This window comes from Rhodobacteraceae bacterium M385, from assembly GCA_025141835.1.
Classification (GTDB): Bacteria; Pseudomonadota; Alphaproteobacteria; order Rhodobacterales; family Rhodobacteraceae; genus Gymnodinialimonas.
In genome coordinates this window covers 2556686-2579459 of sequence record CP081102.1, presented here as the reverse complement: position 1 = coordinate 2579459, position 22774 = coordinate 2556686, and the positions used below count along the sequence as shown (strand labels likewise).

22 protein-coding genes are annotated in these 22774 nt (G+C 60.0%); 10 read left to right on the top strand and 12 right to left on the bottom strand.

Features of this window, described 5'->3' with window-relative positions; genetic code table 11:
- Window positions 1-58 precede the first annotated feature (58 nt).
- The 5 genes from K3728_12550 to K3728_12530 all read right to left on the bottom strand — a co-directional run bounded on the left by K3728_12550 (window position 59) and on the right by K3728_12530 (window position 5893).
- On the bottom strand, window positions 59-1390 hold the full coding sequence (locus K3728_12550; protein UWQ94540.1) for an aminotransferase class III-fold pyridoxal phosphate-dependent enzyme: 1332 nt from the start codon (window positions 1388-1390) through the stop codon (window positions 59-61).
- Between the two features lie 113 nt (window positions 1391-1503).
- The gene (locus K3728_12545) at window positions 1504-2529 is read right to left on the bottom strand and encodes an acetate kinase (protein UWQ94539.1); all 1026 of its coding nucleotides are present in this window, start codon (window positions 2527-2529) and stop codon (window positions 1504-1506) included.
- On the bottom strand, window positions 2529-4310 hold the full coding sequence (xsc, locus tag K3728_12540; protein ID UWQ94538.1) for a sulfoacetaldehyde acetyltransferase: 1782 nt from the start codon (window positions 4308-4310) through the stop codon (window positions 2529-2531). The genes K3728_12545 and xsc overlap by 1 nt, the downstream gene beginning before the upstream one ends.
- Before the next feature lie 225 nt (window positions 4311-4535).
- Window positions 4536-5057: a chemotaxis protein CheD gene (locus tag K3728_12535; protein UWQ94537.1), complete on the bottom strand. Its 522-nt coding sequence runs from the start codon at window positions 5055-5057 to the stop codon at window positions 4536-4538.
- Window positions 5054-5893: a chemotaxis protein CheB gene (locus tag K3728_12530; GenBank protein UWQ94536.1), complete on the bottom strand. Its 840-nt coding sequence runs from the start codon at window positions 5891-5893 to the stop codon at window positions 5054-5056. Before K3728_12530 ends, K3728_12535 begins: the two co-directional genes overlap by 4 nt.
- Window positions 5894-6296: 403 nt before the next feature.
- Here K3728_12530 and K3728_12525 point away from each other — a divergent pair, with 403 nt between their 5' ends.
- From K3728_12525 to K3728_12495, 7 genes are all read left to right on the top strand, one after another.
- A complete protein-coding gene (locus K3728_12525; protein UWQ94535.1) occupies window positions 6297-6602 on the top strand; it encodes an STAS domain-containing protein in 306 nt (101 codons plus the stop codon).
- Window positions 6599-6979 carry a response regulator gene (locus tag K3728_12520; GenBank protein ID UWQ94534.1) on the top strand — a complete coding sequence of 127 codons (381 nt, stop codon included), beginning with the start codon at window positions 6599-6601 and terminating at the stop codon, window positions 6977-6979. Before K3728_12525 ends, K3728_12520 begins: the two co-directional genes overlap by 4 nt.
- Window positions 6976-9096: a chemotaxis protein CheA gene (locus K3728_12515; protein ID UWQ94533.1), complete on the top strand. Its 2121-nt coding sequence runs from the start codon at window positions 6976-6978 to the stop codon at window positions 9094-9096. The genes K3728_12520 and K3728_12515 overlap by 4 nt, the downstream gene beginning before the upstream one ends.
- Window positions 9083-9550, top strand: coding sequence for a chemotaxis protein CheW (locus K3728_12510; GenBank protein ID UWQ94532.1), 468 nt, complete (start codon window positions 9083-9085; stop codon window positions 9548-9550). The genes K3728_12515 and K3728_12510 overlap by 14 nt, the downstream gene beginning before the upstream one ends.
- Window positions 9547-10407, top strand: a complete 861-nt coding sequence (locus K3728_12505; GenBank protein UWQ94531.1) for a protein-glutamate O-methyltransferase — start codon at window positions 9547-9549, stop codon at window positions 10405-10407. The genes K3728_12510 and K3728_12505 overlap by 4 nt, the downstream gene beginning before the upstream one ends.
- Window positions 10408-10417: 10 nt before the next feature.
- A complete protein-coding gene (locus K3728_12500) occupies window positions 10418-10804 on the top strand; it encodes a response regulator (GenBank protein ID UWQ94530.1) in 387 nt (128 codons plus the stop codon).
- 74 nt (window positions 10805-10878) lie between these two features.
- Window positions 10879-11193, top strand: a complete 315-nt coding sequence (locus K3728_12495) for a hypothetical protein (GenBank protein ID UWQ94529.1) — start codon at window positions 10879-10881, stop codon at window positions 11191-11193.
- Window positions 11194-11241: 48 nt separating this feature from the next.
- Here K3728_12495 and K3728_12490 read toward each other — a convergent pair whose 3' ends face one another.
- Entirely contained in the window at window positions 11242-11730 is a 489-nt protein-coding gene (locus K3728_12490; protein UWQ94528.1) for a hypothetical protein, read from the bottom strand.
- Between the two features lie 361 nt (window positions 11731-12091).
- Here K3728_12490 and K3728_12485 point away from each other — a divergent pair, with 361 nt between their 5' ends.
- Together K3728_12485 and K3728_12480 are read left to right on the top strand one after the other, a co-directional pair.
- The gene (locus K3728_12485) at window positions 12092-13816 is read left to right on the top strand and encodes a hypothetical protein (GenBank protein UWQ97545.1); all 1725 of its coding nucleotides are present in this window, start codon (window positions 12092-12094) and stop codon (window positions 13814-13816) included.
- A gap of 3 nt (window positions 13817-13819) precedes the next feature.
- Window positions 13820-14842: a hypothetical protein gene (locus K3728_12480; protein UWQ97544.1), complete on the top strand. Its 1023-nt coding sequence runs from the start codon at window positions 13820-13822 to the stop codon at window positions 14840-14842.
- Window positions 14843-14903: 61 nt separating this feature from the next.
- On the opposite strand, the gene K3728_12475 is transcribed toward K3728_12480, so the two are convergent.
- From K3728_12475 to K3728_12455, 5 genes are all read right to left on the bottom strand, one after another.
- Window positions 14904-16370 (bottom strand): hypothetical protein, encoded by a 1467-nt coding sequence (locus K3728_12475; GenBank protein UWQ94527.1) that lies wholly within the window; start codon window positions 16368-16370, stop codon window positions 14904-14906.
- A gap of 206 nt (window positions 16371-16576) precedes the next feature.
- Window positions 16577-17311 (bottom strand): SDR family oxidoreductase, encoded by a 735-nt coding sequence (locus tag K3728_12470; protein UWQ94526.1) that lies wholly within the window; start codon window positions 17309-17311, stop codon window positions 16577-16579.
- On the bottom strand, window positions 17308-18606 hold the full coding sequence (locus K3728_12465; GenBank protein UWQ94525.1) for an FAD-binding oxidoreductase: 1299 nt from the start codon (window positions 18604-18606) through the stop codon (window positions 17308-17310). Before K3728_12465 ends, K3728_12470 begins: the two co-directional genes overlap by 4 nt.
- A complete protein-coding gene (locus K3728_12460) occupies window positions 18603-19013 on the bottom strand; it encodes a GtrA family protein (GenBank protein UWQ94524.1) in 411 nt (136 codons plus the stop codon). The genes K3728_12465 and K3728_12460 overlap by 4 nt, the downstream gene beginning before the upstream one ends.
- Window positions 19010-20449: a UbiA family prenyltransferase gene (locus K3728_12455; protein ID UWQ97543.1), complete on the bottom strand. Its 1440-nt coding sequence runs from the start codon at window positions 20447-20449 to the stop codon at window positions 19010-19012. The genes K3728_12460 and K3728_12455 overlap by 4 nt, the downstream gene beginning before the upstream one ends.
- 166 nt (window positions 20450-20615) lie before the next feature.
- Here K3728_12455 and K3728_12450 point away from each other — a divergent pair, with 166 nt between their 5' ends.
- Window positions 20616-22139 (top strand): sel1 repeat family protein, encoded by a 1524-nt coding sequence (locus K3728_12450; protein ID UWQ94523.1) that lies wholly within the window; start codon window positions 20616-20618, stop codon window positions 22137-22139.
- 10 nt (window positions 22140-22149) lie between these two features.
- Here K3728_12450 and K3728_12445 read toward each other — a convergent pair whose 3' ends face one another.
- Window positions 22150-22725 carry a peroxidase-related enzyme gene (locus K3728_12445; protein UWQ94522.1) on the bottom strand — a complete coding sequence of 192 codons (576 nt, stop codon included), beginning with the start codon at window positions 22723-22725 and terminating at the stop codon, window positions 22150-22152.
- Between the last annotated feature and the right edge of the window lie 49 nt (window positions 22726-22774).

Sequence of the window (22774 nt, the reverse complement as noted above, 5' to 3'; positions counted from 1 at the left end):
CCCGGTCAGGAGGAGAGAGAGGAGAGGCGAGCGGGCCACGACAGCCCGCCCGAAAATGCTAGCCGTGCGCCAGCATATGGTCGAGCGTTTTGCGGAAGCGGCCAACGATCTCGTCCACGTTTTCGCGGGTCGAGATATATTGCGGCGCAATGATTGCGTTATCGCCGGTAAATTTGACGGAAAGACCATCCCAGAACATGCGCTTTTGCAGTTCGGTCCCCCGCATACCGGGGCCGCCCTCGGCGTGGACTTCGACGCCTGCCATCAGGCCCGCGACGCGGATGTCCTTGATCATCTCGTGATCCTTGAGGCCGTCCATCAGAGATTTCTCAAAATACGGGATCATGTCGGCGGCGCGCTGGAACAGGCTTTCCTCCTCGATGATATCCATCATGGCGTTGCCGGCGGCGCAGGCGGCGGGGTGGCCGGAATAGGTGTAGCCGTGGAAAAACTCGGTCAATCCGCGCTTGGAACTACCCACGACGGTCTCGTAAATGTCATCGCGGCAGGCCACGGCGCCCATGGGGATGGAGCCGTTGGTGAGCGCTTTGGCCATGGTGATGATGTCCGGCTCCACACCATATTTCTGCGCGGCAAAGGCGGTGCCCATGCGGCCGAAACCGGTGATAACCTCATCAAACACCAGCAAAATTCCGTAGCCGTCACAAATCTTGCGCAGGCGTTGCAAATAACCTTTGGGGGGCGGCAGCGCACCGGTGGAACCGGCCACGGGCTCTACAAACACGGCGGCGATGTTGTTGCCGCCATAGGTCTGGGCCATCCGCTCCAGATCATTGGCGAGTTCTTCGCCGTTATGTTCGGAATGGCCACCGGGGATGAACGTCTCGGACGGGTCATAGGTGTGGCGCAGCATCATGACGCCGGGAACCGTGGCGTGGAAAATGTCGCGGTTTTTCACCATGCCAGATAGGGACACGCCGCCGATGTTCACGCCATGATAAGCCCGCTCACGGCTCACGAAACGGGGGCGCGACTCGCCGCGCGCGTTCCAATAGGCCATGACGATCTTCATCGCCGTATCCACGGATTCAGAGCCGGAGTTGGTGAAGAACACATGGTTCATCTTTTCGGGCAACATGCGGCTGATCTTTTCGGCCAGCGCGAACGATCCGGGGTGACCCACTTGGAACGGCATCACGTAGGTGTATTCCGTCATCTGCTTGGCGACGGCCTCGGCAATTTTGGGGTGGCAATGGCCCGCGGGGCTGCAAAACAGTCCGCTGGACCCGTCCAACAATTGGCCGCCCTTATGGTCGTAAAGGTGGACGCCTTCCGCCCGCACCACAAGGCGCGGGTCTTCTTTGAAGCCACGGTTATCCGTGAACGGCATCCAGTGGGCTTCAAGTGAATTCGTTGCATCATAGGCCATGGTGGACCCTCCTCAAAATGCCCCGCGGGACATGAATACGATGCGCAAAATTCACCTTGGTTGCTGAGTCTGAGTAGGGCCAGAAGGGACGATGGTTAGGGCCAGAAGGCGGGTCAGAACGCAAGGGCACGCAGGGCGGCTGCAATCTCTCCTTCTTCGTCGGCGGCAATGACGAAGACGCTTTCTTGTTTCAGGCCGGTCCAAGAGAGGCCCGCCGTAATCCTGTCGCGCAAGGCGGCGGCATTTTCGCCGATGCCGCCCGTGAAAACCATGGCGTCGATCCCGCCCATAGCGGCGCACATCGCGCCCGCGTGGCGTTGGACCCAATGCACATAGTGATCCACAGCAAAGCGGGCTTCTGCATCATCTCGGGCCATCAAGTCCTTCATGGATCCGCTGCCCGCCAGCCCGGTAAGGCCACTTTCGCGCGTCAGCAAATGTTCCACGGCCTCTGGCGTGTGGCCTTCGCGTAGCAAGTGAAAGATCACGCCGGGGTCCATCGCGCCCGATCGGGTTGCCATGGGCAATCCGTCCAAGGGCGAAAAACCCATTGTTGTGGCGACGCCGACGCCATCGCGCACCGCCGCAAGCGAGGCACCCGCGCCCAAGTGGGCCATAAGCGTTCGGGCAGGCAAAGGCATATCGGTCTGCGCCGTGAACCGGCGCACGAGCGAAGAGTAGGAGAGGCCGTGAAACCCGTAACGCCGAATGCCCGCTGCACGAAGGGGTTCGGGAAGGGGCAGTGTCGTGGCCAGATCGGGGTTCGCGGCGTGGAAAGCGGTGTCGAAGCAAGCCAATTGCGCCGCTTGAGGAAACGCTTGGGCGCAAAGGTCCATCAGGTTCAGCGCTGGAGGATTGTGGAGCGGCGCGAAGGCCGAGGCCTGCTCGATCACGCCGCGGACGTCCGGGGTAAGGCGGGAGGGCGCGCTAAGGTGCAGGCCATGAACGACGCGGTGCCCGATTGCCGTAGGCGGCCCCGCCATCTGTAGATCACCCACGGCAGCGGCGAATGCTCCCGCCCCGAGGGTACCTGCATCAACCTCGGCCAGTGTCCGACTGGAGAGGGGCGTACCGTCATCGCCGAAGGCCGCAATCTTTAAAGACGACGACCCGGCGTTGACGGCCAAGTGCCACGTCATCACGCGATCCGCTGCGGGCGCATATCGTCCTTGGAGATGCCCGCGACCTTGACTGGCTTCTTCATCGCGTCACGGCGGAACGGTTCGCCTAGTTCTTGGTTGATCATCGCCTCGATCAGCGTGGTCACACCGTTTTCCATCTGGTCCTTGATCGCTTGTGCCAGTGCGGCTGTCAGCTCATCCTGGGTGCGCGCAACAACTCCCTTCAGGCCACAAGCCTTGGCGATACCGGCATAGGAAACCTGTTCATCCAGCTCGGTGCCGACAAAATTATCGTCGAACCACAGCGTGGAATTCCGCTTCTCTGCGCCCCATTGGTAGTTGCGGAACACGATCTGCGTGATCGCAGGCCAGTCGCCGCGCCCGATGGCGGTCAATTCGTTAACCGAGATGCCAAACGCGCCGTCGCCGGCAAATCCCACCACGGGCACGTCAGGACGGCCAATCTTGGCGCCAACAATCGACGGCAAGCCATAGCCGCACGGGCCAAACAATCCGGGGGCCAGATATTTGCGGCTTTCGTTGAACGAAGGGTAGGCGTTGCCAATGGCGCAGTTGTTGCCGATATCGCTAGAGATAATCGCCTCCACCGGGAGGGCGGCCTGGATCGCACGCCACGCCATACGAGGGGCCATCCAATCAGGCTTGGCATTGCGGGCGCGTGCATTCCAATCGGTGCCAGGATCGTCGGCCTCTTCGGTCATCGAGGTCAATTCTTGCGCCCAAGCGGATTTGGTCTGCGCGATCTTGTCCTTGCGTGCCGAGCGATCGGTGTCGCCCGCGCCATCGGCCAACTTTTCGGTAATTGCAGTCGCCACTTTGGCCGCGTCGCCGACGATGCCAACGGTGACTTTTTTGGTCAGGCCGATGCGGTCCGGGTTCAGGTCCACCTGAATGATTTTGGCGTCCAGCGGCCAGTAATCAATGCCATACCCGGGAAGGGTGGAGAATGGGTTAAGGCGGGTGCCAAGGCAGAGGACAACATCCGCCTGAGAGATCAACTCCATCCCCGCCTTGGAGCCGTTGTAGCCCAAAGGACCGGCATAAAGTGGGTGGTTGCCGGGGAACGCGTCATTGTGCTGATAGCCAACGCACACAGGCGCATCCAGCCGTTCAGCCAACACACGAGAAGCCTCAATCCCGCCAACGGACAGGATCGCACCTGCGCCGTTCAGGATCACGGGGAACTTGGCGCTCGACAGCAAATCGGCCGCTTCTTGCACCGCGCGGGCGCCGCCTTGGGGAAGCTCGAAATCAACGATGACAGGCAGGTCAATGTCGATCACTTGCGTCCAGAAATCGCGTGGTACGTTGATTTGCGCCGGGGCCGAGGCACGTTTGGCCTGCATGATCACGCGGTTCAGCGTTTCCGCAATGCGCGAAGGGTCACGCACTTCTTCTTGATAGGCCACACAGTCGGCGAACAGGTTCATCTGCTCCATCTCTTGGAAACCGCCTTGGCCGATGGTCTTGTTGGCGGCCTGCGGCGTAACCAGCAAGACCGGCGAGTGGTTCCAATAGGCGGTCTTCACGGCGGTCACGAAGTTGGTGATGCCGGGGCCGTTTTGCGCGATCATCATCGACATTTTGCCGGTGGCGCGGGTGTAGCCATCGGCCATCATGCCGCCAGATGTCTCGTGGGCGCAGTCCCAGAAAGTGATGCCCGCATCGGGGAAAATGTCGGAAATGGGCATCATGGCAGAGCCGATAATGCCGAAAGCGTTGTCGATGCCATGCATCTGAAGTGTTTTGACGAAGGCTTCTTCGGTGGTCATTTTCATGGCGAATCTCCCCAGAGCGGACTCCCCCGTGGGTCCGCTGTTGCGCGATTAATGAGCCTATTGGTCTCAAAAATGGTAGGGCCAAAATTTCAGACGAGTAGAGCCACCACCAGCGCAAAGTGTACGTTTCAATGGCGCCAATTGATTGGTGCCGTCAAGTTGAGGCGGCGCGCCTCTCTGTCTCAGGGACATAGGGCTTTGGCTGATGCCGATCAAAGAGAAAAGCTAAAAAAGCTCAATTTCCGGGCTGGCGGGTATCGTGGCGATGGGTTTGGAGACCGGGGCCACCTTCATAAGGGATACCTCCACCTCTCCGGTGTAGGGGGAAAAGCGAACGCGCCTGCCACGCCTGCCGCCAAGATCATGCCCCCGCAGATTAAACCCTTCAGTATGCACGAAGTTGTAGGCGAAGGTGCAGTTCGCCTCTCCAACGCCAGTTTTCGCACCCAGCACATTCGCTCCGCCGAACAGCCAAACCTCCAACCGATGCCGCGCCGCGCCCTGTCGCAGCAGTGCATTGGTGAGTTCTTCCATACTGCGGCCACCGTATCGGACGCTATTGCCCTTGCGCGGATCATCCCCGGGCAGCAGGAAATGGTTCATCCCCCCCAGTCTCAATTCCGGGTCGCGCATACAGGCAGAAATGCACGAGCCCAGAATACTGGTGAGCGTTTGCTTCGGGTCGCGTGACACCCGCAACTGTCCTTGCATGACGTGCTGCATGTGGGGGTTGGAGAAGTTGATCATGGGATCGGTGCCGCGGTTAAGGAGGCGGCGCTCAGAATTGCTTTGCGTATGTCAGGAAGAGGAAGGACTTCGCGGGCAAACCCTTGTTCGGCGGCAAGGCGGGGCATGCCGTGAACTTTCGAAGTCGCACCATCTTGCGCGATGGTCCAGCCGTTGGCCCGATAGATCGCGCCCAAACCGTCAACGCCGTCGCGCCCCATGCCCGTCAGGATCACGCCCACGGCGCGGCTGCCCAGGGGGGCGACACTTTTGAATAATGCGTCGATGGACGGTCGATAGCCCGAAACAGGCGGGGCTTGCGACACGACACACCGCATGCGCTGCGGATCTAAGGTCAATTGGGAACGGGGGCCGGGTGCGAAGATAACAGTCCCGGCGCGCAGCGGCATATCCTGCTTCCCGAGCGTCACGTGGGCGGCGCAGTTGCGATCAAGGCGCGTAACGACCCGCTCCAGAAAGTCCGGCTTGATATGTTGCACGATCAGCGTTGGCGGGCAGTCTTTGGGGTAGTTAGACAACACCTCCTTTAGCGCCTCTACCCCCCCAGTTGAGGCACCAATGGCGACAACCCGTTGCGGCTTAGCTCGGCGCGGCGAATGAAGAGAAGGGAAGGGAGGCGCTTCCTCAACACTGAGGCCAAGCGCGCGGAGAATGCACCCGGCACGGGTCGCGGTGTGGGCGGCGATGAAGGCGCTGCCAATCATATGCAGCAACGCCCTGAACATCGGAAACTCTGGCCGCCGCGCGATGCAGGGCGAACAGATCGTGACGTCCGGAGGCTGTGCCTCGGTTTGGGCGTAAGCATCGGTCAATGATGCAAATGCACCAACGACCATAAGGCGCCCGTCTTGGGCAAGTCTTTGCACGAAAGCAGCCCGCGCGCTGTGGTCAGGCTGGATGACAGAAACGCTTAGGGTGGAATGCGCATGTAGCCCGGAAATCACTCTAAAACCCCTTTTATTTTCTCTTTCCCGGTGGCTGTCGGCACCGAGGACGCAAGCGACACGTCGTTTCTCAGGGCTAGCGGCAATTCGTTAAGAAACTCTTTTGAGCCATCGAATTTCCCCATCACATCAGATTTGCGATTTTCGCCTGGCTGTTAACGCAACCTTCACATTGCATCCGTTACCCCTTTGCGCGGCGGGCTTGCCTATGTCCGCGAATAGAAATGGCGTGCCGCCATAGGAGTAGCCGGGCGGGGCAGGGTGTTCTCTATTCGAGCGCCTCAAAAGGAGCGAGATGATGGTCGATACGTATAACCTTGAAGGACATCTCGATAGTCTTACAGCCCCCCCAATCGCTCGCGAATTGCTGGAACATCGCGGCGCGGCCCTTCACGTGGATAGTCGGGGCGTCGCTCACGCTGGAACGCTTCTTGTTCAGATATTGGTCGCGGCGAAACGGCAATGGCAAGAAGACTGCCACGATTTCCGCGTGGCCCCGGTCAGCCCGATATTGGCAACCGCGGTGGCGGAACTTGGCGTCGATCCATCTGCAATCGGGGCCCTGCCTGAGGACATCTTGCCGACGGAGGGCATTGCATGAGCCTGTCCGTTCTCGCGATTGATGATTCAAAAACCATGCGCAGTTTGTTGAGCACAGCGCTCGGCAGGGTTGGCTATTCGGTAGAGCTGGCGGAAGATGGCAACGAGGGGCTGGAACGGTTTGCCAACGGCGATCCTGATGTAGTGATAACCGATATCAACATGCCTAACCTCGACGGGTTCGGGTTTATCGAAGCGGCGCGCAGTCTGACCCGTGACCGCGTCGTCCCAATTCTGGTGCTGACGACGGAATCCGCGCCTGAGTTGCGGGCCCGAGCGCGATCCGCCGGCGCTACTGGCTGGATCGTTAAGCCCTTCGACGATGAAAAACTGGTCTGGGCGATTGAGCGGGTCGCGGATACGAAGGGGCAGGGATGAGCGTCGGCGGAACAGACGACTTCCAGTCCTCTTTCTTCGAGGAATGTGAGGAGCTTCTGGAAGCGATGCATGATGGCTTCGGCCACATGATTGACGGCTCCGGCGATGACGAAACTATTCACGTGGTGTTCCGTGCGGTTCATTCCATCAAGGGCGGCGCGGGGGCTTTTGGCCTGACGGCACTGGTCGCCTTCGCCCACCATTTTGAGACCGCCCTGGACCGATTGCGTTCTGGTGCGGTTACGGCATCCTCTGACCTGCTATTGCTTTGCCAACGCTGCGGCGACCACTTGTCGGACCTCGTGGCCTCCGCCCGTGAGGGCAAGGACTTGAACCCCGCCCCGGCAATAACTCTTGGGGATCAATTAGATGCGGTGATCGGCAAGGCGGTTTCCGCAGAAGAGCAAACCGAAGTGGCCGCAGCCTCCTTCGAGCCGCTTTCACTGGACTTGGGTGACTTTGACGCGATCCCTGAAATGCCCGTGGAAGTACCCGGGTTCCAACTGACATTCAGCGCCGAACCAGAGCTCTTTAGCAGCGGGAATGAGCCTGCGCTGTTATTCCGCGCCTTGGCCAAGTTCGGGACCTGTTCCGTCAGCGCCCGCGTGGAAGACGTCCCGCCCCTCGCGCAACTTGACCCTTCCATGTCTTTCATCACCTGGGACATTGATTTGAGGACGGATGCCTCGGAAGACGTGATCCGCGACGTTTTTGATTTCGTGATGGATTGCGCGCATCTCACTATTACGCCGCTCCCGATCCGAGAGGCACAGCCCCTTCCGAGCCCCGCGCCGAAAGCTCCAACGCACGCTAATCCCAACCCCGTGGTGGAAGCGCCAAAAACTAAGGTAGAAAGCGCCCCTCATCTTGCCGCGCCCGCGGCCTCTCTCCAGACAATCCGCGTCGACTTTGAGCGGGTAGACAAGCTCATTAACCTGGTCGGGGAGTTGGTCATAAAAGAAGCAATGCTGACCCAAGCGGTCGGCACGCTAGACCTACCGACGGGTCACGACGTGTTGCAGGAAATTGAAGGCCTCAAACAGCTCGCGGGAGAAATTCAGGAAGGTGTCATGGCGATCCGTGCGCAACCCGTGAAGCCGCTGTTTCAACGCATGGCACGCACCATCCGCGATGCCGGTACGATGACCGGAAAACGCGTAAAACTCGTGATGAAGGGCGAAGCGGCGGAGGTTGATAAGACCGTATTGGAACGCCTTGTGGACCCATTGAACCACATGGTGCGCAATGCGGTGGATCACGGATTGGAAACCACCGAAGAAAGGTTGGCGGCGGGCAAACCGGCCGAAGGAACCGTGACGTTGTCGGCGGCCCATAGATCTGGCCGCGTGGTGATCGAGATTTCGGACGACGGTGGCGGGATAAACCGAGAAAAGGTGCGAGAAATTGCCATTGAGCGCAAACTTGTATCGCCCGAAACCCCTCTGACCCCGTCCGAGATTGATGCGTTGCTGTTTATGCCGGGCTTTTCCCTCAAGGATGAAGTGTCCGAATTATCCGGCCGAGGCGTCGGTCTGGATGTGGTGCGCAACGAAATATCTTCGCTAGGAGGGCGCCTGGCAATCTCGTCTGAAGTCGGCCAAGGAACTGTATTTTCTATAAGTTTGCCGCTGACTCTTGCGGTGCTTGAAGGAATGATTGTTGTGGTAGCTGGTCAGACCATGGTGATCCCGATCACGGCGATTCAGGAAACCTTGCATCCCAACGGCGCACAAATTCACACGATCGGGTCCGGCAGTCGGGTGTTGTCCATCCGCGATACTTTGGTGCCGGTTGCGGATCTTGGGGCGATGTTCGGCTTTCGGCAAGAACCCGAAGGCCTTGAAGACCACGTGCTGCTGGTGGTCGAAACCGAAGCGGAGCGGCGCTGCGCCCTGATCGTCGATGCGCTCCACGACCAACGCCAAGTCGTTATCAAAAGCCTAGAGACAAACTATGCCCAGATCAGCGGTATCGCGGCGGCCACTATTTTGGGGGATGGGCGCATTGCCTTGATTGTCGATCCTGAAGGCATCGCCGCGGGCGTCGCACCCGTACCTGCCAATTCTGATCTCAAGGCGCGCCCGATAGATGAGGGAGAGTTCTATGTCGCAAGCTGAAGCAGAAGTTGAAAGGAGCACCCAGGAAGTCGTCGCGTTCTGCGTTGCGGGGCAGGATTTTTGCTTTGATATCATGTCAGTGCGCGAAATTCGGGGCTGGACTGAAACGACAACGCTGCCGCATGCCCAAAGCTATGTGAAGGGGGTCATCAACCTGCGCGGCTCTGTCGTTCCGGTGGTGGATCTGTCGGATCGATTGGGCTTTGGCCCGTCAGAGCCGAGCGCTCGTCACGTGATCATCATCACGGTGGTAGAGGGCCAAACCATCGGCCTTCTAGCCGATGTCGTCTCAGACATTCTGGCGGTCTCGGATGACGCCATGCACGCGGTGCCCGACATGGTGTCGGATCAAGTGAAAGCATTTATTTCGGGCGTCGTTTTGGTGGAAGATCGTATGATCCGTCGCCTTGATTTGGGCCGCGTCGTGCCGACAGCCGGTCGAGAAGCCGCATGAATTCAGACGTTTCGGTCCCGGAAGTTCCAAACCTACCGCCCCGTTCCCCAGAGAGAGCGGCGTTCGAGAATCTTGCAAAGTTCCTGCAAGACGAAACGGGGATCGAATTGACGGTCGGCAAACGGGGCCTTGCGATCTCTCGGTTATCTCGTCGCCTGCGCGACTTGGGCGTGCGCGATCTAAGCGCCTATTGCGACTTGCTTTCCGGTCCCAAAGGCGCTGCTGAGTTGCAGGAGATGATCCTTCTGCTCACCACCAACGTCACGCGGTTTTTCCGGGAGCCGCACCATTTCGATACTCTGCGATCAGCCATACTACCCAAGCTGATGGAGAAGGCGCGCGATGGCGCAAAAGTGCGCTTCTGGTCGGCGGGATGTTCCAGCGGTGAAGAGGCATTTTCCCTCGCCATGACAACTCTCGACGCATTCCCGGATGCATGTTCTTTGGATGTGCGCATTCTTGCGACAGATATTGACAGAAACGTCATCGACGTAGGTCGTAAGGGGCGGTTTCGGATCACCGACGAAGAAAAGTTGGCACATCCGGTCCTTGGGAAATTCACCGAAAGGGTCTCGGACGACAATTTTGAGCTGTGCAGCGCTGTGCGCTCCATGGTGCAATTCGGGTGCCTCAACTTGCAGCACCCCTGGCCGATGCAAGGGAAGTTCGACGTCGTCTTTTGTCGCAACGTCGTGATCTACTTTTCGCAAGAGACGCAGCAACGCCTTTGGCCCCGGTTTGCCAACGTGATGCAGGACGGGGGGCACCTGATTATTGGACATTCTGAACGGGTCACCGGCCCCGCTGTGAAACGGTTCAAACCGGCGGGCGTGACCCATTATGAACTAAGCGCTTAGGGGGCACGAAATGAGCACGAAAGACATGCTGAGGGTTCTTGTGGTGGACGATATGTCAACCAGTCGAGGATTAATCATTCAGGCGTTGGAATGGATGGGGATCGGGGCGATCGACCATTGCGCGGACGGGCAGGAGGCGCTGCAAAAACTTTCCGCCGCACCGGTGCATATGGTGATTTCCGATTACAACATGCCGGGAATGGACGGGTTGCATCTGTTGCACGCGCTGCGAAGCAACCAGCAGGCGGCAAAGACAGGGTTTATTCTAATAACGGGCACAACAGACAGCACCGTCATCGACAAGGGTAAGCAGTTGGGGATGAACAATTTTCTGAAAAAGCCATTTTCCCCCACGGCGTTGAAAGCCTGCATCGAACGCGTCGTAGGGCCGCTATAGTGTCGTGGGGCGGGGCATCGACCATTTCGGTCGGCAAGCTGTTTGCCAACCTTTCGGGCGAGGCGGGGCGCTTGATGCAAATTGCGCAACGGCTCGATCATGCGCTTGGCGATATTGCCGCCTCAGATAGTGAAGTTGCCGCCACCTTAATGGTGGAGCTTCAGGACATTGATAGCATCGCGCAGGCACTCGATGCCTTGAGGCAGATTACAGCGGCTGCCGCCGCCGAGGTCTCGGCGACAGGATCGATTCACCTTCGCGCCACACCTCTCGGTTCGGGCGTCACTTTGGAAAGAGTGCGTGAAGCCTGCCTAACTACTGCGGAAACGGCTCAATCTGCGTGTGCCAAGTCGCCCCCAGCCCCCAGTGCATTCTTTGAGGAATTCTGAAACCGGGCTTCCGAATGCTAAACGCAACCGGCGCGCTTGGCATAATAGTCAGGTATCGGCCGAGTCGGACTTATCCTGTGCCGCCAATTCAGCACCATTCGACCTGCCGTTCAAATGCTTGAGGACCGGGCGCACGTCGGTTGCACGGCCATCGGCCAGCATGACTTCCGCCATTAACGTGCGAAGCCCGTCATCTTTGGGGCTACGCTCAATCGCTAGCAAAAGGATCGCGCGGGCGGCAGCGCCATCTCCGACAGCCATTGCGATCCGTGCCTTCCCGGCGGCGAGTTGAGCGGGCGTCGGAACCATCCCCGACTGTGGCGGCGTCGCGTTATGGGCCGCAAGAACTGCCTCGGCATTGGCGACCAGAGTGCGAGCGTCAGCGATATTCTGACGCCTCAAAGCGTCCCGCAGTTCGGTATCGAATGAATCTTCGGACGTGATTCCCTTAGTAACGGCTTCAGTCCGCTGGGTTTTCTGCCAGGTCTCGACAGACGGATCTGTGCTCTGATGGCCTGCAATTGTTACGTCAGGCATGTCTATGGATTTTCCAGCCATGGTATTCCCTCTTGCTCAAGCGCCCCTAACCGCGGGTAGGTTGGCCGCAAAGCGTTGGATTCACAATCAATTCTAATAAGTAACTTCATCGAAGTGCATATAAGCGGCGCCTTAGTTTCGGGCCTTTGCACCTAAGTGGCAGCTTTCCCTGCCTTAACTGCAACAGGTTCACTGGGGCAGATAGGGGCGGCACTCATCGCTGGAAAGGCCCACGTGACGCAATTCGCGCGGACATTTCGTTGCGTGAATCGGTGCTTTGCTGCAAACCTTTCATAGTTACTAAGAATTCCCGCTTGTTGCCTTTTTGCGCGGCCCAATCTTTATTTTGATGGAGCTCCACTTGCTGCCCTCTTCTTCTCTTTTTTCTGCTTATTCCTTAACCATCGCGGCGACCCTCGCAGTTTCCCTTGCCCCCCAAGCGGAGGCGCAGGGCATCGCGTTGCCCGACCAAAGCGTGATCGACGCGCAAATGGCTGAATTGGGGGCGAATGTACCCGGCTCCATCTTCGCGATGCAGCCGTTTCGCAATGGCCAAACCATAACCGACGAGAATGGCACGACCTATGTGCTGACCTCGCTTAACCCCCGCGTAAATTCCTGGTTCGTGCTGGAGATGACGCCCGAGGGCGGCCGTTCAAGTTTTGTGCATTTCGAAAATGGCGACCCAGAGACTTGGGATATCTCGCTGGTCGAAGACGACTACGGCCCCGCGCTTTTCATCGAGGGGGAGGGCGATAGCTTCGCCTGCGCGCCATGGGAAGACGGCGAATTGGAAGAGGCGCAGGCCAGCTCGCTGCCCTATGCTCCGGTCTGTGATTGGAGCATGTTTGTCCGCAACCCCGTCACCGGCAACCGCACCACCCGTGAGGCCGTGGCCGAATTCCTTCGGGAAAACGTGATTTTCGGAGAATCCATCGTCAACCTGATCAAAGGCGCGTTCTTCGAGGATGCCTTCATGGTTTCGTCCGAGGGCGAGGAGGAATTGGAGGAAATCGACGGCGTCGAATTGCTCGGTAACGCGCTTCTCGCCAACACACCCAACATGCGCCCCTATATGGGGTTCGAATTGGCGGGCACCGACGCGGGCGCGATGACGGCGGGCGCGTGGTATGAGGTCGAGGAAAGTCCCGGCATCTACGCTTCGGTCATGCAACCGGGCATGATTGCCAGCGAAGTGATGCAGAGCGGCGGGGCAAATGGCCTTGATGGGATTGAACGACGCGCGGATGTCTATCTTGTGGCGTTTGACATGGCCCGGTTCGACATCGGGTACGAACTCGGCACCGATCATCCCGGCTTGGGATGGTCCTCGCGGCCGCAGAACCGCCATAGCCAAGGGCGCGGCCCCGATGGATTTAATACGCCCGCGCCGCTGGTGCGCACCGGCATGTTGAACCCCGCCTTCGTGGACCGCGTCGCGGCGACGTTCACGGGTGGTTTCAAACGTGATCACGGCGCGTGGCGCTTTGGCGATTACGCGACCTTCAATTACGGGCATCACTACGGGTTCATGCAAAACGGCGTGCTCTTGTCGCGGCTTTGGCCGAACCTTGCGACGATGTATCTGACCCAAGATGGCGAAGTGGATATGCGCACCTGGACCGAGGAAGATGACGCGCTGCTGCCGGAACTGACCTTCGCGCGTCAGAACGGTGTGGCGATTATCGAAGATGGCGTACCGGGCCCACGGGTCACGTCTTGGGGCGGGGGCAACTGGTCGGGTGATGCAAACGCCACCCTGCGGACCCTGCGCGGCGGCGCCTGCATGCGCACCGTGGAGGATCGCCAATTCCTGATTTATGCATATTTTTCAACAGCTACGCCCTCCGCTATGGCACGGACGTTCCAAGCCTACCAATGCGATTATGCCATGCTTTTGGACATGAATAGCCAAGAGCACACTTACATGGCTCTCTATATTCACGACGAAGAGGGCGAGGATGAAATGGAGGTTCAGCACCTTGTGTCAGGCATGGCCGAGGCCGACCCCGACAACGGGCGCGTCGCGCGTTTCATCTCGGCACCGGACAACAGGGATTTCTTTTACCTATTGCGGAGGCATTGATTGATGGGACTAAGCAGGATTGTAAAAGCGGCGGTGGCCGTTAGCGTTTTGGCGGTGACGGGTGCCCAAGCGCAGTCGCTGGCCGAGCGAAACGAGCTCCTTTTCCAGCAATTGCAGGACATCCGGGGTCTTTCCAATGCTGAAATCAACCGGGTGCGTACGATCTTTGCCAACTCGCCCAATGGGTGGATGGGGCAGGGTAACCCGGCAGTGACCCACCATCCGCTCACCCCGGAAGAAGCGGCGGCACGCATCGGCGGCACGGTGGAACAGGTGCAAGCCAGCTACCGCAATCGGGAGTTTGAGAGGATCTGCGGCGGGCCTTACATGGTGCCGCTCTATGATCCCGAAACCCAGACACCACGCGACGCAACGGCCTGTGCGGACATGTTCGAGTACCCAAACATTCCAATGGTTTATCCCGTCGTCTGGGTCCGCGCCAATGAGGCGGCGCAGCTTTGCGCGGCTGAAGGCGGGCGCATCGGGGATGCCCATGAATGGGAAGGGGCCGCAGCGGGACAACTTCTGCCGCCCGATTATCCCTTCGACAGGGTGCGCGGCATGGGCATGTCTGCGGCGGTCAACACCATCCGTAATTGGCACAACAATCATTACGCCAACACACGCGGCACCTATTCCATTGGCGCGTGGCAATCGGGCGTTTGTGCGACGGGATCGTTCAAGAACGCGTCGTGTAACGGCGGTAGCTTTCAGGGTTGTGGGTCAAACACCTATCCGGCGGGCAGCTTCCCGGCCTGTCAGTCGCCCTTGGGTGTCTACGACATTGATGGCAACGCCGCCGAGCATATGAACCTTCCACTGGCTGAGGATCAGATGGCCTCTGCCGGATCGACAACCTTGGGCGTGACCGAGATGAAAGGCTCTTGGTTCATTTGGGATACGATCCGGGCCCATGAACATTGGGCGCGGTGGCGGGCACCGTTTTGGCACGGGACGCGGGTGATGTCCGAGGCGAGCCACAGGAACTATCACCTCGGGTTCCGCTGTTTCCGCGACGTGCAATAGGCAGGTAGAAACACCAAAGGCGCGCCAGACCCGGCGCGCCTTTTGCTTTTGAAACGGGCCGTTACAGGGACGCGAGGCGGATAGTCGCGCCGGTTAACGCGCCGTCAGAGTTCAAGAAGCCTGCATAGCGATCGTCTGTCAGCAGCTCCCGCAGGTCCACGGCGCGGCCATCAACGTAAGCTGTGCGGCTGACCAACCGGATGCCGTGGGAATAGTCGGCATAGTATTCGCCATGAACCGTAGACAGCGGCTGGATCGCGCGGCCGTTGGTGCGGTGCCAGCCATAAATCGCGACACGGCCCGGATTGCGCGACAACCGGTTGGCGAGGACCAGATCCTTTTTGTGGCCGGCCACGAGCATCCCGGCTTGCACACCTGCGCGCGAGAATTGGCCATCAATGGTGGCATCGTGGCGCAGGAAGTAGTCCGTGGACGACATGGCAGAGCCCGGCGTCATAGGGGACGGGGCCACGCGCACGTCGGCCTGCTGGTAAATCGCATCAACCATGGTCGTCGTGGGCAGCATCATGTCGAAGGCATCGGCGACCCGAAGGGCGGCCTGCAAGCCAAGTGGCACACGGACGTGGTCGCTGTCGGACCCGATGGCCAAGTAATCGGGCGTCACGCAGATTGTGACTTCAACCGAACGGCCGCCGACGGTGCCGTTGAAGGTGACCGGATGCAGGTCGCGGATATGGCTGGGGACGTTTCCGGCCAATGCTTCTTGCACCATGCGGTTGTCGCGGCCCGAGCCTGATCCGTTCCCGGCGCTCGCCATAACGGCAGAGCCACTGGCGGCAGAGCCAGAGCGGCGCGGGATCGCACGCGCCAGACGGGGTGAACAATCGCCGCTGCCGCCTGCAAAGATGCTGCCGCGCGGGCTTTCACCGATGCCGGCGATGCCCCCCAAAGCGTCGGGCGCTTCCGCGCGGGCGACTTCAATGTCAAACGCTTCTGATATCGCGGCGGCGCGGGTCACAATCTCAGCGGGGCGCAGGGTGGGGCGCGGGCTGGACGCGGCGAGAAGGGGGGAGGTTTGCGGCGCCGTTTCGGTCGCCAAGGGTGCAGGCGTGGCGCCGGGGCGGGCCACCGGATGGGGCAGGGCCAAGGCCCGTTCCGCATCCAAATTCCGCGCAATGGCAACCGCAGTCGCAATGGACGGAACAGTAATGATCGTGCTTGGGCGTGGTTCAGGCATCACCGGTGGACGGCCTGCTACAATGGAATAGCGCTCCACCGGATCAGTTGGTGCCGCGGCAACCTCGGCGGGGGCGGCCAATTGGGGGGCGACCCGCACGCCGGGCGCTTGGTCAATCACAACAGAAACACTGGTGTCGAATGTCGCGGCGTCGGGGTAGCGGCGTTGCGGCGTCGGGTTAATAGCGACAACCTCTTCCGTTTCGGTCACCGGGCGCGGCGTCGTCATCGCGCCGGACACCACCACATAGGCGCAAGCCGAGGTGATAATCGTCGAGGCCAATACAACGGCCAACACGCCATTCGGCCGTTCCAGCGCCGTGGCTGTCAAAAATTTTGTTCGCGCAAATACACGCGCGATTGCTGTCCCGTTCATCGTAAAACGCTGCCCATCTAGTACGTCGTAGCTCTTCAGCCACGGATAATGTCCCTTTGTCTGAGCCAGCCCTAAGGCGGAGGTGTTAATATCGCAACAACGCGCCCAAGATTCTCAGTCAGCGCTTGATTTTTGCGCGGAATCTTGCCAGCCGGTCGCGCCTAGATCGAGGTCTTCTTAAACACCGGCTCGGGAATATTTCGGATCACCGCCATGACGATGCGCCAGATCGGGCGTGTATAGATGACGTTGGTATTTCGCTTCACCGCTTTCACGATCGCGGCCCCGACTTCCTCGGGCTCGGCAGTAAGCGGGGCGGGCGTAGAAATCCCCTCTAGCATGGCCGTATTCACGAAGCCGGGAAGCACTGTGACCACGTGAACCCCCTTTTTTGCAAGGCGATTGCGAAGACCCGACAGGAAAGCGGTGAAGCCCGCCTTGGCCGAGCCGTAGACGTAATTGGATGCGCGCCCCCGGTCCCCCGCGACCGAGGAAATGCCAACCAAGGTGCCCGCGCCGCGGGCCTCCATCGCGTTGGCCAGATGCGCCAGAATGCTGGCGGGGCCTTCAAAGTTGGCGCGCATAACTTGGGCTGCGGCCAGCGGATCAGCCTCGCTTTCCGCTTGCGTGCCCATTGTGCCCACGGCGCAGACCGCAACGGCGGGAAGCGTGGGCAAGGCCTCCACAAAGGCTTTATGAGAATCAGTCGCCAGCGCGTCGAACTCATGAACAGTGACCTCAACGCCGAAGCGGGTGCGCAGATCGCTGGCGTCCTCATCAAGGCGGGACACGTTGCGGGCGGCCAGTTGGATCGGGTGGCCTTCCGCCGCAAAAGACCGCGCCACGGCACGGGCCATGTCAGAGGCAGCCCCCAGGATCAGGATCGGGCGGCTCATAATCCCAACCTCCGCGATTGGACCGAGGTGAAGCGCTCAGCCAACCCCGCCTGTTTGCGCATCTCGGCGAAGTCGGCGGCACGCGGATCAGCCTGCGCCACGGCTTTCGGCATCCGGGCGTCCTTGGCCAGGTAGAAGCGGCCGTTGTGGGCCAAAGTTATCGTGTCTAACCGTTCCATTAGCGCGAGGCTCCGTTTGTTAGCCGGGAAATCCATGGCGAGCGTATAGCCCTCCATTGGGAAGGAAAAAGGGCCGGATTGCGACCCAAAGCGTTTAAGGACGGATAACACCGAGCCTTGGTCAGAGGCGGCTATCGCCTCCATAATCTCGGCCAATCCGGCTTCCGCCGTGTCCCTTGGCAGGGCGCATTGGAACTGCACAAACCCGTGCCGCCCATAGAGCTTGTTCCAATTCGCCAATCCATCGAGAGGGTAGAAGTAGCTATCCCAATCCACCACGGCGCGGCCCGCTTTGCGCCGTTGCAACCGCCAGTAAAGGCTGTTGATTGTGCGCAGGGCTGTACCTTTGAACAGGAACGGAAGCCCAAAAGGGACGGGGGTTTTGCCGGGTCGGCCAAGGTCGAACTCGGTGCGGTCCATCGGCAAGTCATGGGGCAGGGCGTGGCGGCCTTTGAGCAAGATGCTGTGGCCATGGGTCTTGCCCGCGCTGCAATTGATCCATGCCACCGAATAGGGCGCGTCCATCGCACCCTCAAACGCAGCGATTGTATCGGTTAACGACGTTAACGCTTCGCTTTCCTGCACGATCCAAGATGTCTCGACCCGGCGCAGGCGGATCTGTGCGCGCAAAATCACCCCCGTCAGCCCCATGCCGCCAAGGGTCCAGTCAAACAGCGCCTCCCCCGGTTTGGTCCGGGTCACCGTGCCATCGGGCCCCATCAGGTCTATCCAGTCGACACAGGACCGGAAAGAGCCGTCAATGTGGTGGTTCTTGCCATGGACATCGGCCGCAATCGCGCCGCCAAGGCTGACCAATTTGGTGCCCGGCGTGACCATGGGAAACCAGCCACGGGGCAGGAAGGCTTGGATAATGTCGCCCAGAAGTACGCCGGCCTCGGCCACTAGCACTCCGTTTTCAAAGGACCGCATTCGGTCCATGCCGGTCATATCCAGCGTCAATCCGGGGTTCAGGGCGGCGTCGCCATAGGCGCGCCCGTTGCCTCTTGCGATCAGCGGCGCCTCCAACACCGCTTGGCGCACATCTTCCTGGTTGCGGGCCCGTATCACCCGGCATTCGACCTTGGGAAAGCGGCCCCAGCCGCTCAGCATCCTCATCGGGCCCCCCCATGAAAGACAAAGCGCCGGTCCAGTTGATACTTCGTCAGATACCCAATCCCAAGGCCGATCAACGCGCCTACCTCCCTTGCGAAATCTGTGCCCCATGTCAGCCAAAACGCGGTTTCCGTGACCCAGAATATCGCCGTGGTCGCCACGCCCATAAGGGAATAAAGGCCAAACTGCCGCCCCTGTGCCGCAGCACCTTGGGTCTCATCGAAAAAGACCCACCGCTTATCGAGAAGGTATTTCACCACCAATCCCGCAAGGGTCCCCGCCCCTAGGGCAGCCACAAACCAACCCGAGCCATCGCCGCCCAGTAGCACCAGCCGCTGCACCAAAAGGTTAACCACAACGGCCACCGCCGCGAAGGCCACGTAGCGGATGATAAGGCCAACCCGCGTCATAGGAACATCGCGCCCACGACCAGAACACCGCACAGAAGGATCACCCACCGAGAGGTGGAATTCGACACCGCAAAGATCATCGGATCGTCGTGCATTAACCCTCGGTCCGCTTTCAGAACCATGCGGCTGATCCAGAAAATCAACAGCGGACAGACGCCCCACAGCAACCAAGGCGCGCCGAACTTGGCCTGTGTCGTCGGCTCGTCCACGTAAAGGGCAAGGACCAAAACCGCCAGATAGCCCGAGGTGATCGCCATCTGGCTGACGATGCGCCGGTCCTCTGCGATATAGCCCCGGCGTGAGGTTTCGCGGGTTGCTGTCTCGGAATCTGTCAATTCTGCCAATCGTTTAACGGCGGCCAAAGCGAAGAAGATGAACATCGAAAACGCCAATATCCACACCGATAACGGAGAGCCGATCGCTAGACCGCCCGCGATGATCCGCAAGGTGAACAAAAACGCCAACAAGCAAATGTCGATCAACGTGTGCTGCTTTAACTTCACTGAATAGGCGACCGTCGCCACGAAATAGAGCGCCACAGCCCCCAACAACGCGGGCGTCACCAACAAAGAGACTACAGCCGACAACGCCAGCAATACCGGGATCGCCATCGTGCCGATCTCGGGGGAAAGGGTGCCCGCCGCAAAGGGGCGCAGACGCTTTCTCGGGTGGCTGCGGTCGTCGCGTAGGTCCAGAAGGTCGTTAATCAAATAACCGGCGGACGCGGCGAAACTAAGGGCCAGAAATGCGCCGATGATCGGCAAAATCGCCCCGAACCCGTGGCCGGGATCCGCGATCAAGGGCACCGCGACGAGCAGGTTCTTGAACCACTGCTGCGGGCGAATGGCGCGTAGAAGGGCGCGGGGCGGGGCCTCACGCGGCAAGTGCTCGGCTGGGGTGGTGCCTCTATCGAGCGCGCCAATAACTTTGGGCGCAGCCCCCACGCTGATGGCTTTCTCGGCCCGTTCCCACACCGCCAAATCTGCCGCGCTGTCGCCCATATAGGTGAAGCCTTGTGGAAATCGACCCTGCAAAAAGACCGCTTTTTCAACGCCTTTCAGATTGCGCGCCCCGTCCGATCCGTGAACCTCATCAAAGATATCCAGATGCGCGGCGATCTTGTCCGCCAGTACCTGATCGCTGGCCGTGGCCAAGATCGTGCGCCCACCGTCCGCCCGCCAATCTCTTACGCGGGCTACAATTTGCTCGTCGTAGGGCAGGGTTCCGATATCCACATCGGACAGCTCCACCAAGGCGCGCTTGAACGCGGCCCGTCCTTCCTTGAGCTTGCCCAACGCCTGAATTGTTGCCCATCCGTCGTGCCCCATGGCCGACCACGCGCATTCGTACAACATGTCCGAGCGCAACAACGTCCCATCAAGGTCCACAACCAACACGGGGCGCACGCGTTCTTCGGTGTTCAGGGGCTGTGACAGTGACTTATTCCTTAACGTAAATTCGTTAAGAGAAGGTGCCTCAGGGCGATGGCCTTGACCAGTGTTTTTTAAGTGCTTTTTACGGGGCGAATGCGGGTTGGTATCGACTCACGCAAACACGCTGTCTATCGTTTCAAGAATTGATTTTACTGAAGGATTGCACCCGATGTTGTTGCCCAAAGCCGTCCTACGGATCAGCTTGATTTCTGCCCTAGCCCTGAACGCGACAGGCGTATTTGCCCAAAGCGACGATGCCGCCGCGGCCGCGGAAGAGGCGGTGGCTGCGCTGTTGGCTTTGCGGGCTCCGACCGAGGAGGATTTGGCCCAAGAACGCGCCGGAGCGGTTGAGGATGCCTTGGGGGCCTTTGAAACACTGGCCGCTGAAAGCGCCGCGCGGGCGGAAGCAGAAGCCGCAGAGGCGCGCGCTACAGCGGTTGAAAACGCCACATCGGCCTTTGAAACACTGGCCGCTGAAAGCGCCGCGCGGGCGGAAGCGGAGGCCGCAGAGGCGCGAGCTACAGCGGTTGAAGACGCCACATCGGCCTTTGCAGCATTGGCGGCAGAAAGCGCGGCACGGGCGGAAGCGGCGGCCTTGGAAGCGGCAGCCGCCGCTGAGCGGGCCGAGGCGGTAGAGCAGGCTTCCAGTGCGTTTGAGGTGTTAGCGGCCGAGAGCGCCGCCCGCGCTGCCGAGGCCGCTGCCGCTCAGGCCGCGTTGGCGCAATGTATTGAAATTGCAGGGGAACCTTCCGCCGAAAACTATACGACTGAGGAAGAACAAGCAGCCGCGCTCGATGCGTTACGCGCAGCATTCCCCGCGTGCCGCGCCGCAGCGGAAGCGCTACCAGAGGAGGGCGCGCCGCTCTACCATCTGGCCACGGCTGCGCAAGCGGCCGGGCGTCACCGCCGGGCCGTACCGCTTTATGAACGCGCCGCCGAGGCGGGCGTTGCGGCAGCCATGACGCGCTTGGGCGATTACCACAATTTCGGCCTGCGCCCCATCCGCGAAGATGCAGCGCAAGCCGTTGAATACTATAGACAAGCTGCTGATCTGGGTGATCCCGCTGGCATGGCGACACTGGCCTTCATGTACCGCCTTGGACGCGGCGTAGAGGCCGACAGCGGTGAAATGGTGCGCCTGATGCGCATGGCCGCCGAAGCGGGGTATCCCTTTGCGCAATACAACCTTGCACAGACCTTTTTGAACGGCGAAGGGGTGCCCGGCGGCGTTGATGAGGCCTTGGGTGTGCCCAATGCCCGCCGCGCGGTGCCGCTACTTGTGACCCTAGCCAGCGATGGAAATGTCGAGGCGGTTCAAGATCTTATCGCCCTTTATTCCGATGGGGCAGAGGGCGTTCCCGCCAATGATTTCCTTCGCGGCGGCTGGGTCGAGGCGCTGGCCGAGACGGGCGATCCCAGTGGGATCGCGGCGCGTGGCTTCCTGTTTGAACAGGGCATCGGACGGCCCGCGAACCCGGAATTAGCCGCCGCTGACTACATCACTGCGCTGGAAAGCGGAGAGGTCGATATGGACGATCTTCGCGGCACGATCGACGGCCAAACGCCCCGTTGGGACGGGGCCACGGCGCGGGCGTTTCAGACAATTTTGCAGGAACGCGGGCTATACACGATGGCGATCGACGGTGATATCGGGCCGGGAACCCGCGCGGCGGCGCGTGGGTTAACCGACTGATAAGTAGACGCTATTCCCGGTCCATCGCGTGATACTCCGGGTTCGGCATCATGTCGGACGCGATGGCGAAGCGGTTGGACATGTTGAAGAACGCGATCACGTCAGAAAGGTCGAAGATTTCGTCCTGGCTCAGGCCCACGGCCTCTAGCTTGGCGCGTTCTTCGCCGGCGACTTCCCAAGGGGCGGTGGTTAATTTCCACGCGAAATCGAGCATCGCTTTCTGACGCTCGGGCAGTTCTGCGACGCGGTAGTTCATCACCAGCATCTCGCCCAACTGCGGGTCACCGGACATCTTCCGTACCGCCTGGCCATGGGCCACAAGGCAATAAAAACAACGGTTTGCCGAGGAGACGACCACGGCGACCATCTCTCGTTCCAGCTTGGTTAACCGGCTCTCTCCGAGCATGAGCGTGTTATAATACTGCCCAAAGGCCCGCAGCTTTTCTTGGTTAACCGAGAAGGTCCGCAACACGTTAGGCACCATCCCCAGCTTCTCTTGGCAGACCTCAAAATACCGCTTCGTGTCATCGTCGAGGCTGTCGAAATCGGGCAGATCGTAGATAGAGACGTGGTCGGGTTGCGGCATGGATTCCTCCGAAAATCAGGCGTGGGGGTATATCAATGGTATATCAATT

Excerpts from the sequence above, each read along its gene's own strand:
- K3728_12470 (UWQ94526.1), bottom strand. The coding sequence starts at position 17,311 with ATGAGCCGCCCGATCCTGATCCTGGGGGCTGCCTCTGACATGGCCCGT.
- K3728_12550 (UWQ94540.1), bottom strand. The coding sequence starts at position 1,390 with ATGGCCTATGATGCAACGAATTCACTTGAAGCCCACTGGATGCCGTTC.
- K3728_12495 (UWQ94529.1), top strand. The coding sequence starts at position 10,879 with ATGCAAATTGCGCAACGGCTCGATCATGCGCTTGGCGATATTGCCGCC.
- K3728_12515 (UWQ94533.1), top strand. The coding sequence starts at position 6,976 with ATGAGCGTCGGCGGAACAGACGACTTCCAGTCCTCTTTCTTCGAGGAA.
- K3728_12480 (UWQ97544.1), top strand. The coding sequence starts at position 13,820 with ATGGGACTAAGCAGGATTGTAAAAGCGGCGGTGGCCGTTAGCGTTTTG.
- K3728_12545 (UWQ94539.1), bottom strand. The coding sequence starts at position 2,529 with ATGACGTGGCACTTGGCCGTCAACGCCGGGTCGTCGTCTTTAAAGATT.
- K3728_12490 (UWQ94528.1), bottom strand. The coding sequence starts at position 11,730 with ATGCCTGACGTAACAATTGCAGGCCATCAGAGCACAGATCCGTCTGTC.
- K3728_12520 (UWQ94534.1), top strand. The coding sequence starts at position 6,599 with ATGAGCCTGTCCGTTCTCGCGATTGATGATTCAAAAACCATGCGCAGT.
- K3728_12460 (UWQ94524.1), bottom strand. The coding sequence starts at position 19,013 with ATGACGCGGGTTGGCCTTATCATCCGCTACGTGGCCTTCGCGGCGGTG.
- K3728_12535 (UWQ94537.1), bottom strand. The coding sequence starts at position 5,057 with ATGATCAACTTCTCCAACCCCCACATGCAGCACGTCATGCAAGGACAG.
- K3728_12530 (UWQ94536.1), bottom strand. The coding sequence starts at position 5,893 with ATGGTCGTTGGTGCATTTGCATCATTGACCGATGCTTACGCCCAAACC.
- K3728_12465 (UWQ94525.1), bottom strand. The coding sequence starts at position 18,606 with ATGAGGATGCTGAGCGGCTGGGGCCGCTTTCCCAAGGTCGAATGCCGG.
- K3728_12445 (UWQ94522.1), bottom strand. The coding sequence starts at position 22,725 with ATGCCGCAACCCGACCACGTCTCTATCTACGATCTGCCCGATTTCGAC.
- K3728_12450 (UWQ94523.1), top strand. The coding sequence starts at position 20,616 with ATGTTGTTGCCCAAAGCCGTCCTACGGATCAGCTTGATTTCTGCCCTA.
- xsc (UWQ94538.1), bottom strand. The coding sequence starts at position 4,310 with ATGAAAATGACCACCGAAGAAGCCTTCGTCAAAACACTTCAGATGCAT.
- K3728_12500 (UWQ94530.1), top strand. The coding sequence starts at position 10,418 with ATGAGCACGAAAGACATGCTGAGGGTTCTTGTGGTGGACGATATGTCA.
- K3728_12510 (UWQ94532.1), top strand. The coding sequence starts at position 9,083 with ATGTCGCAAGCTGAAGCAGAAGTTGAAAGGAGCACCCAGGAAGTCGTC.
- K3728_12525 (UWQ94535.1), top strand. The coding sequence starts at position 6,297 with ATGATGGTCGATACGTATAACCTTGAAGGACATCTCGATAGTCTTACA.
- K3728_12505 (UWQ94531.1), top strand. The coding sequence starts at position 9,547 with ATGAATTCAGACGTTTCGGTCCCGGAAGTTCCAAACCTACCGCCCCGT.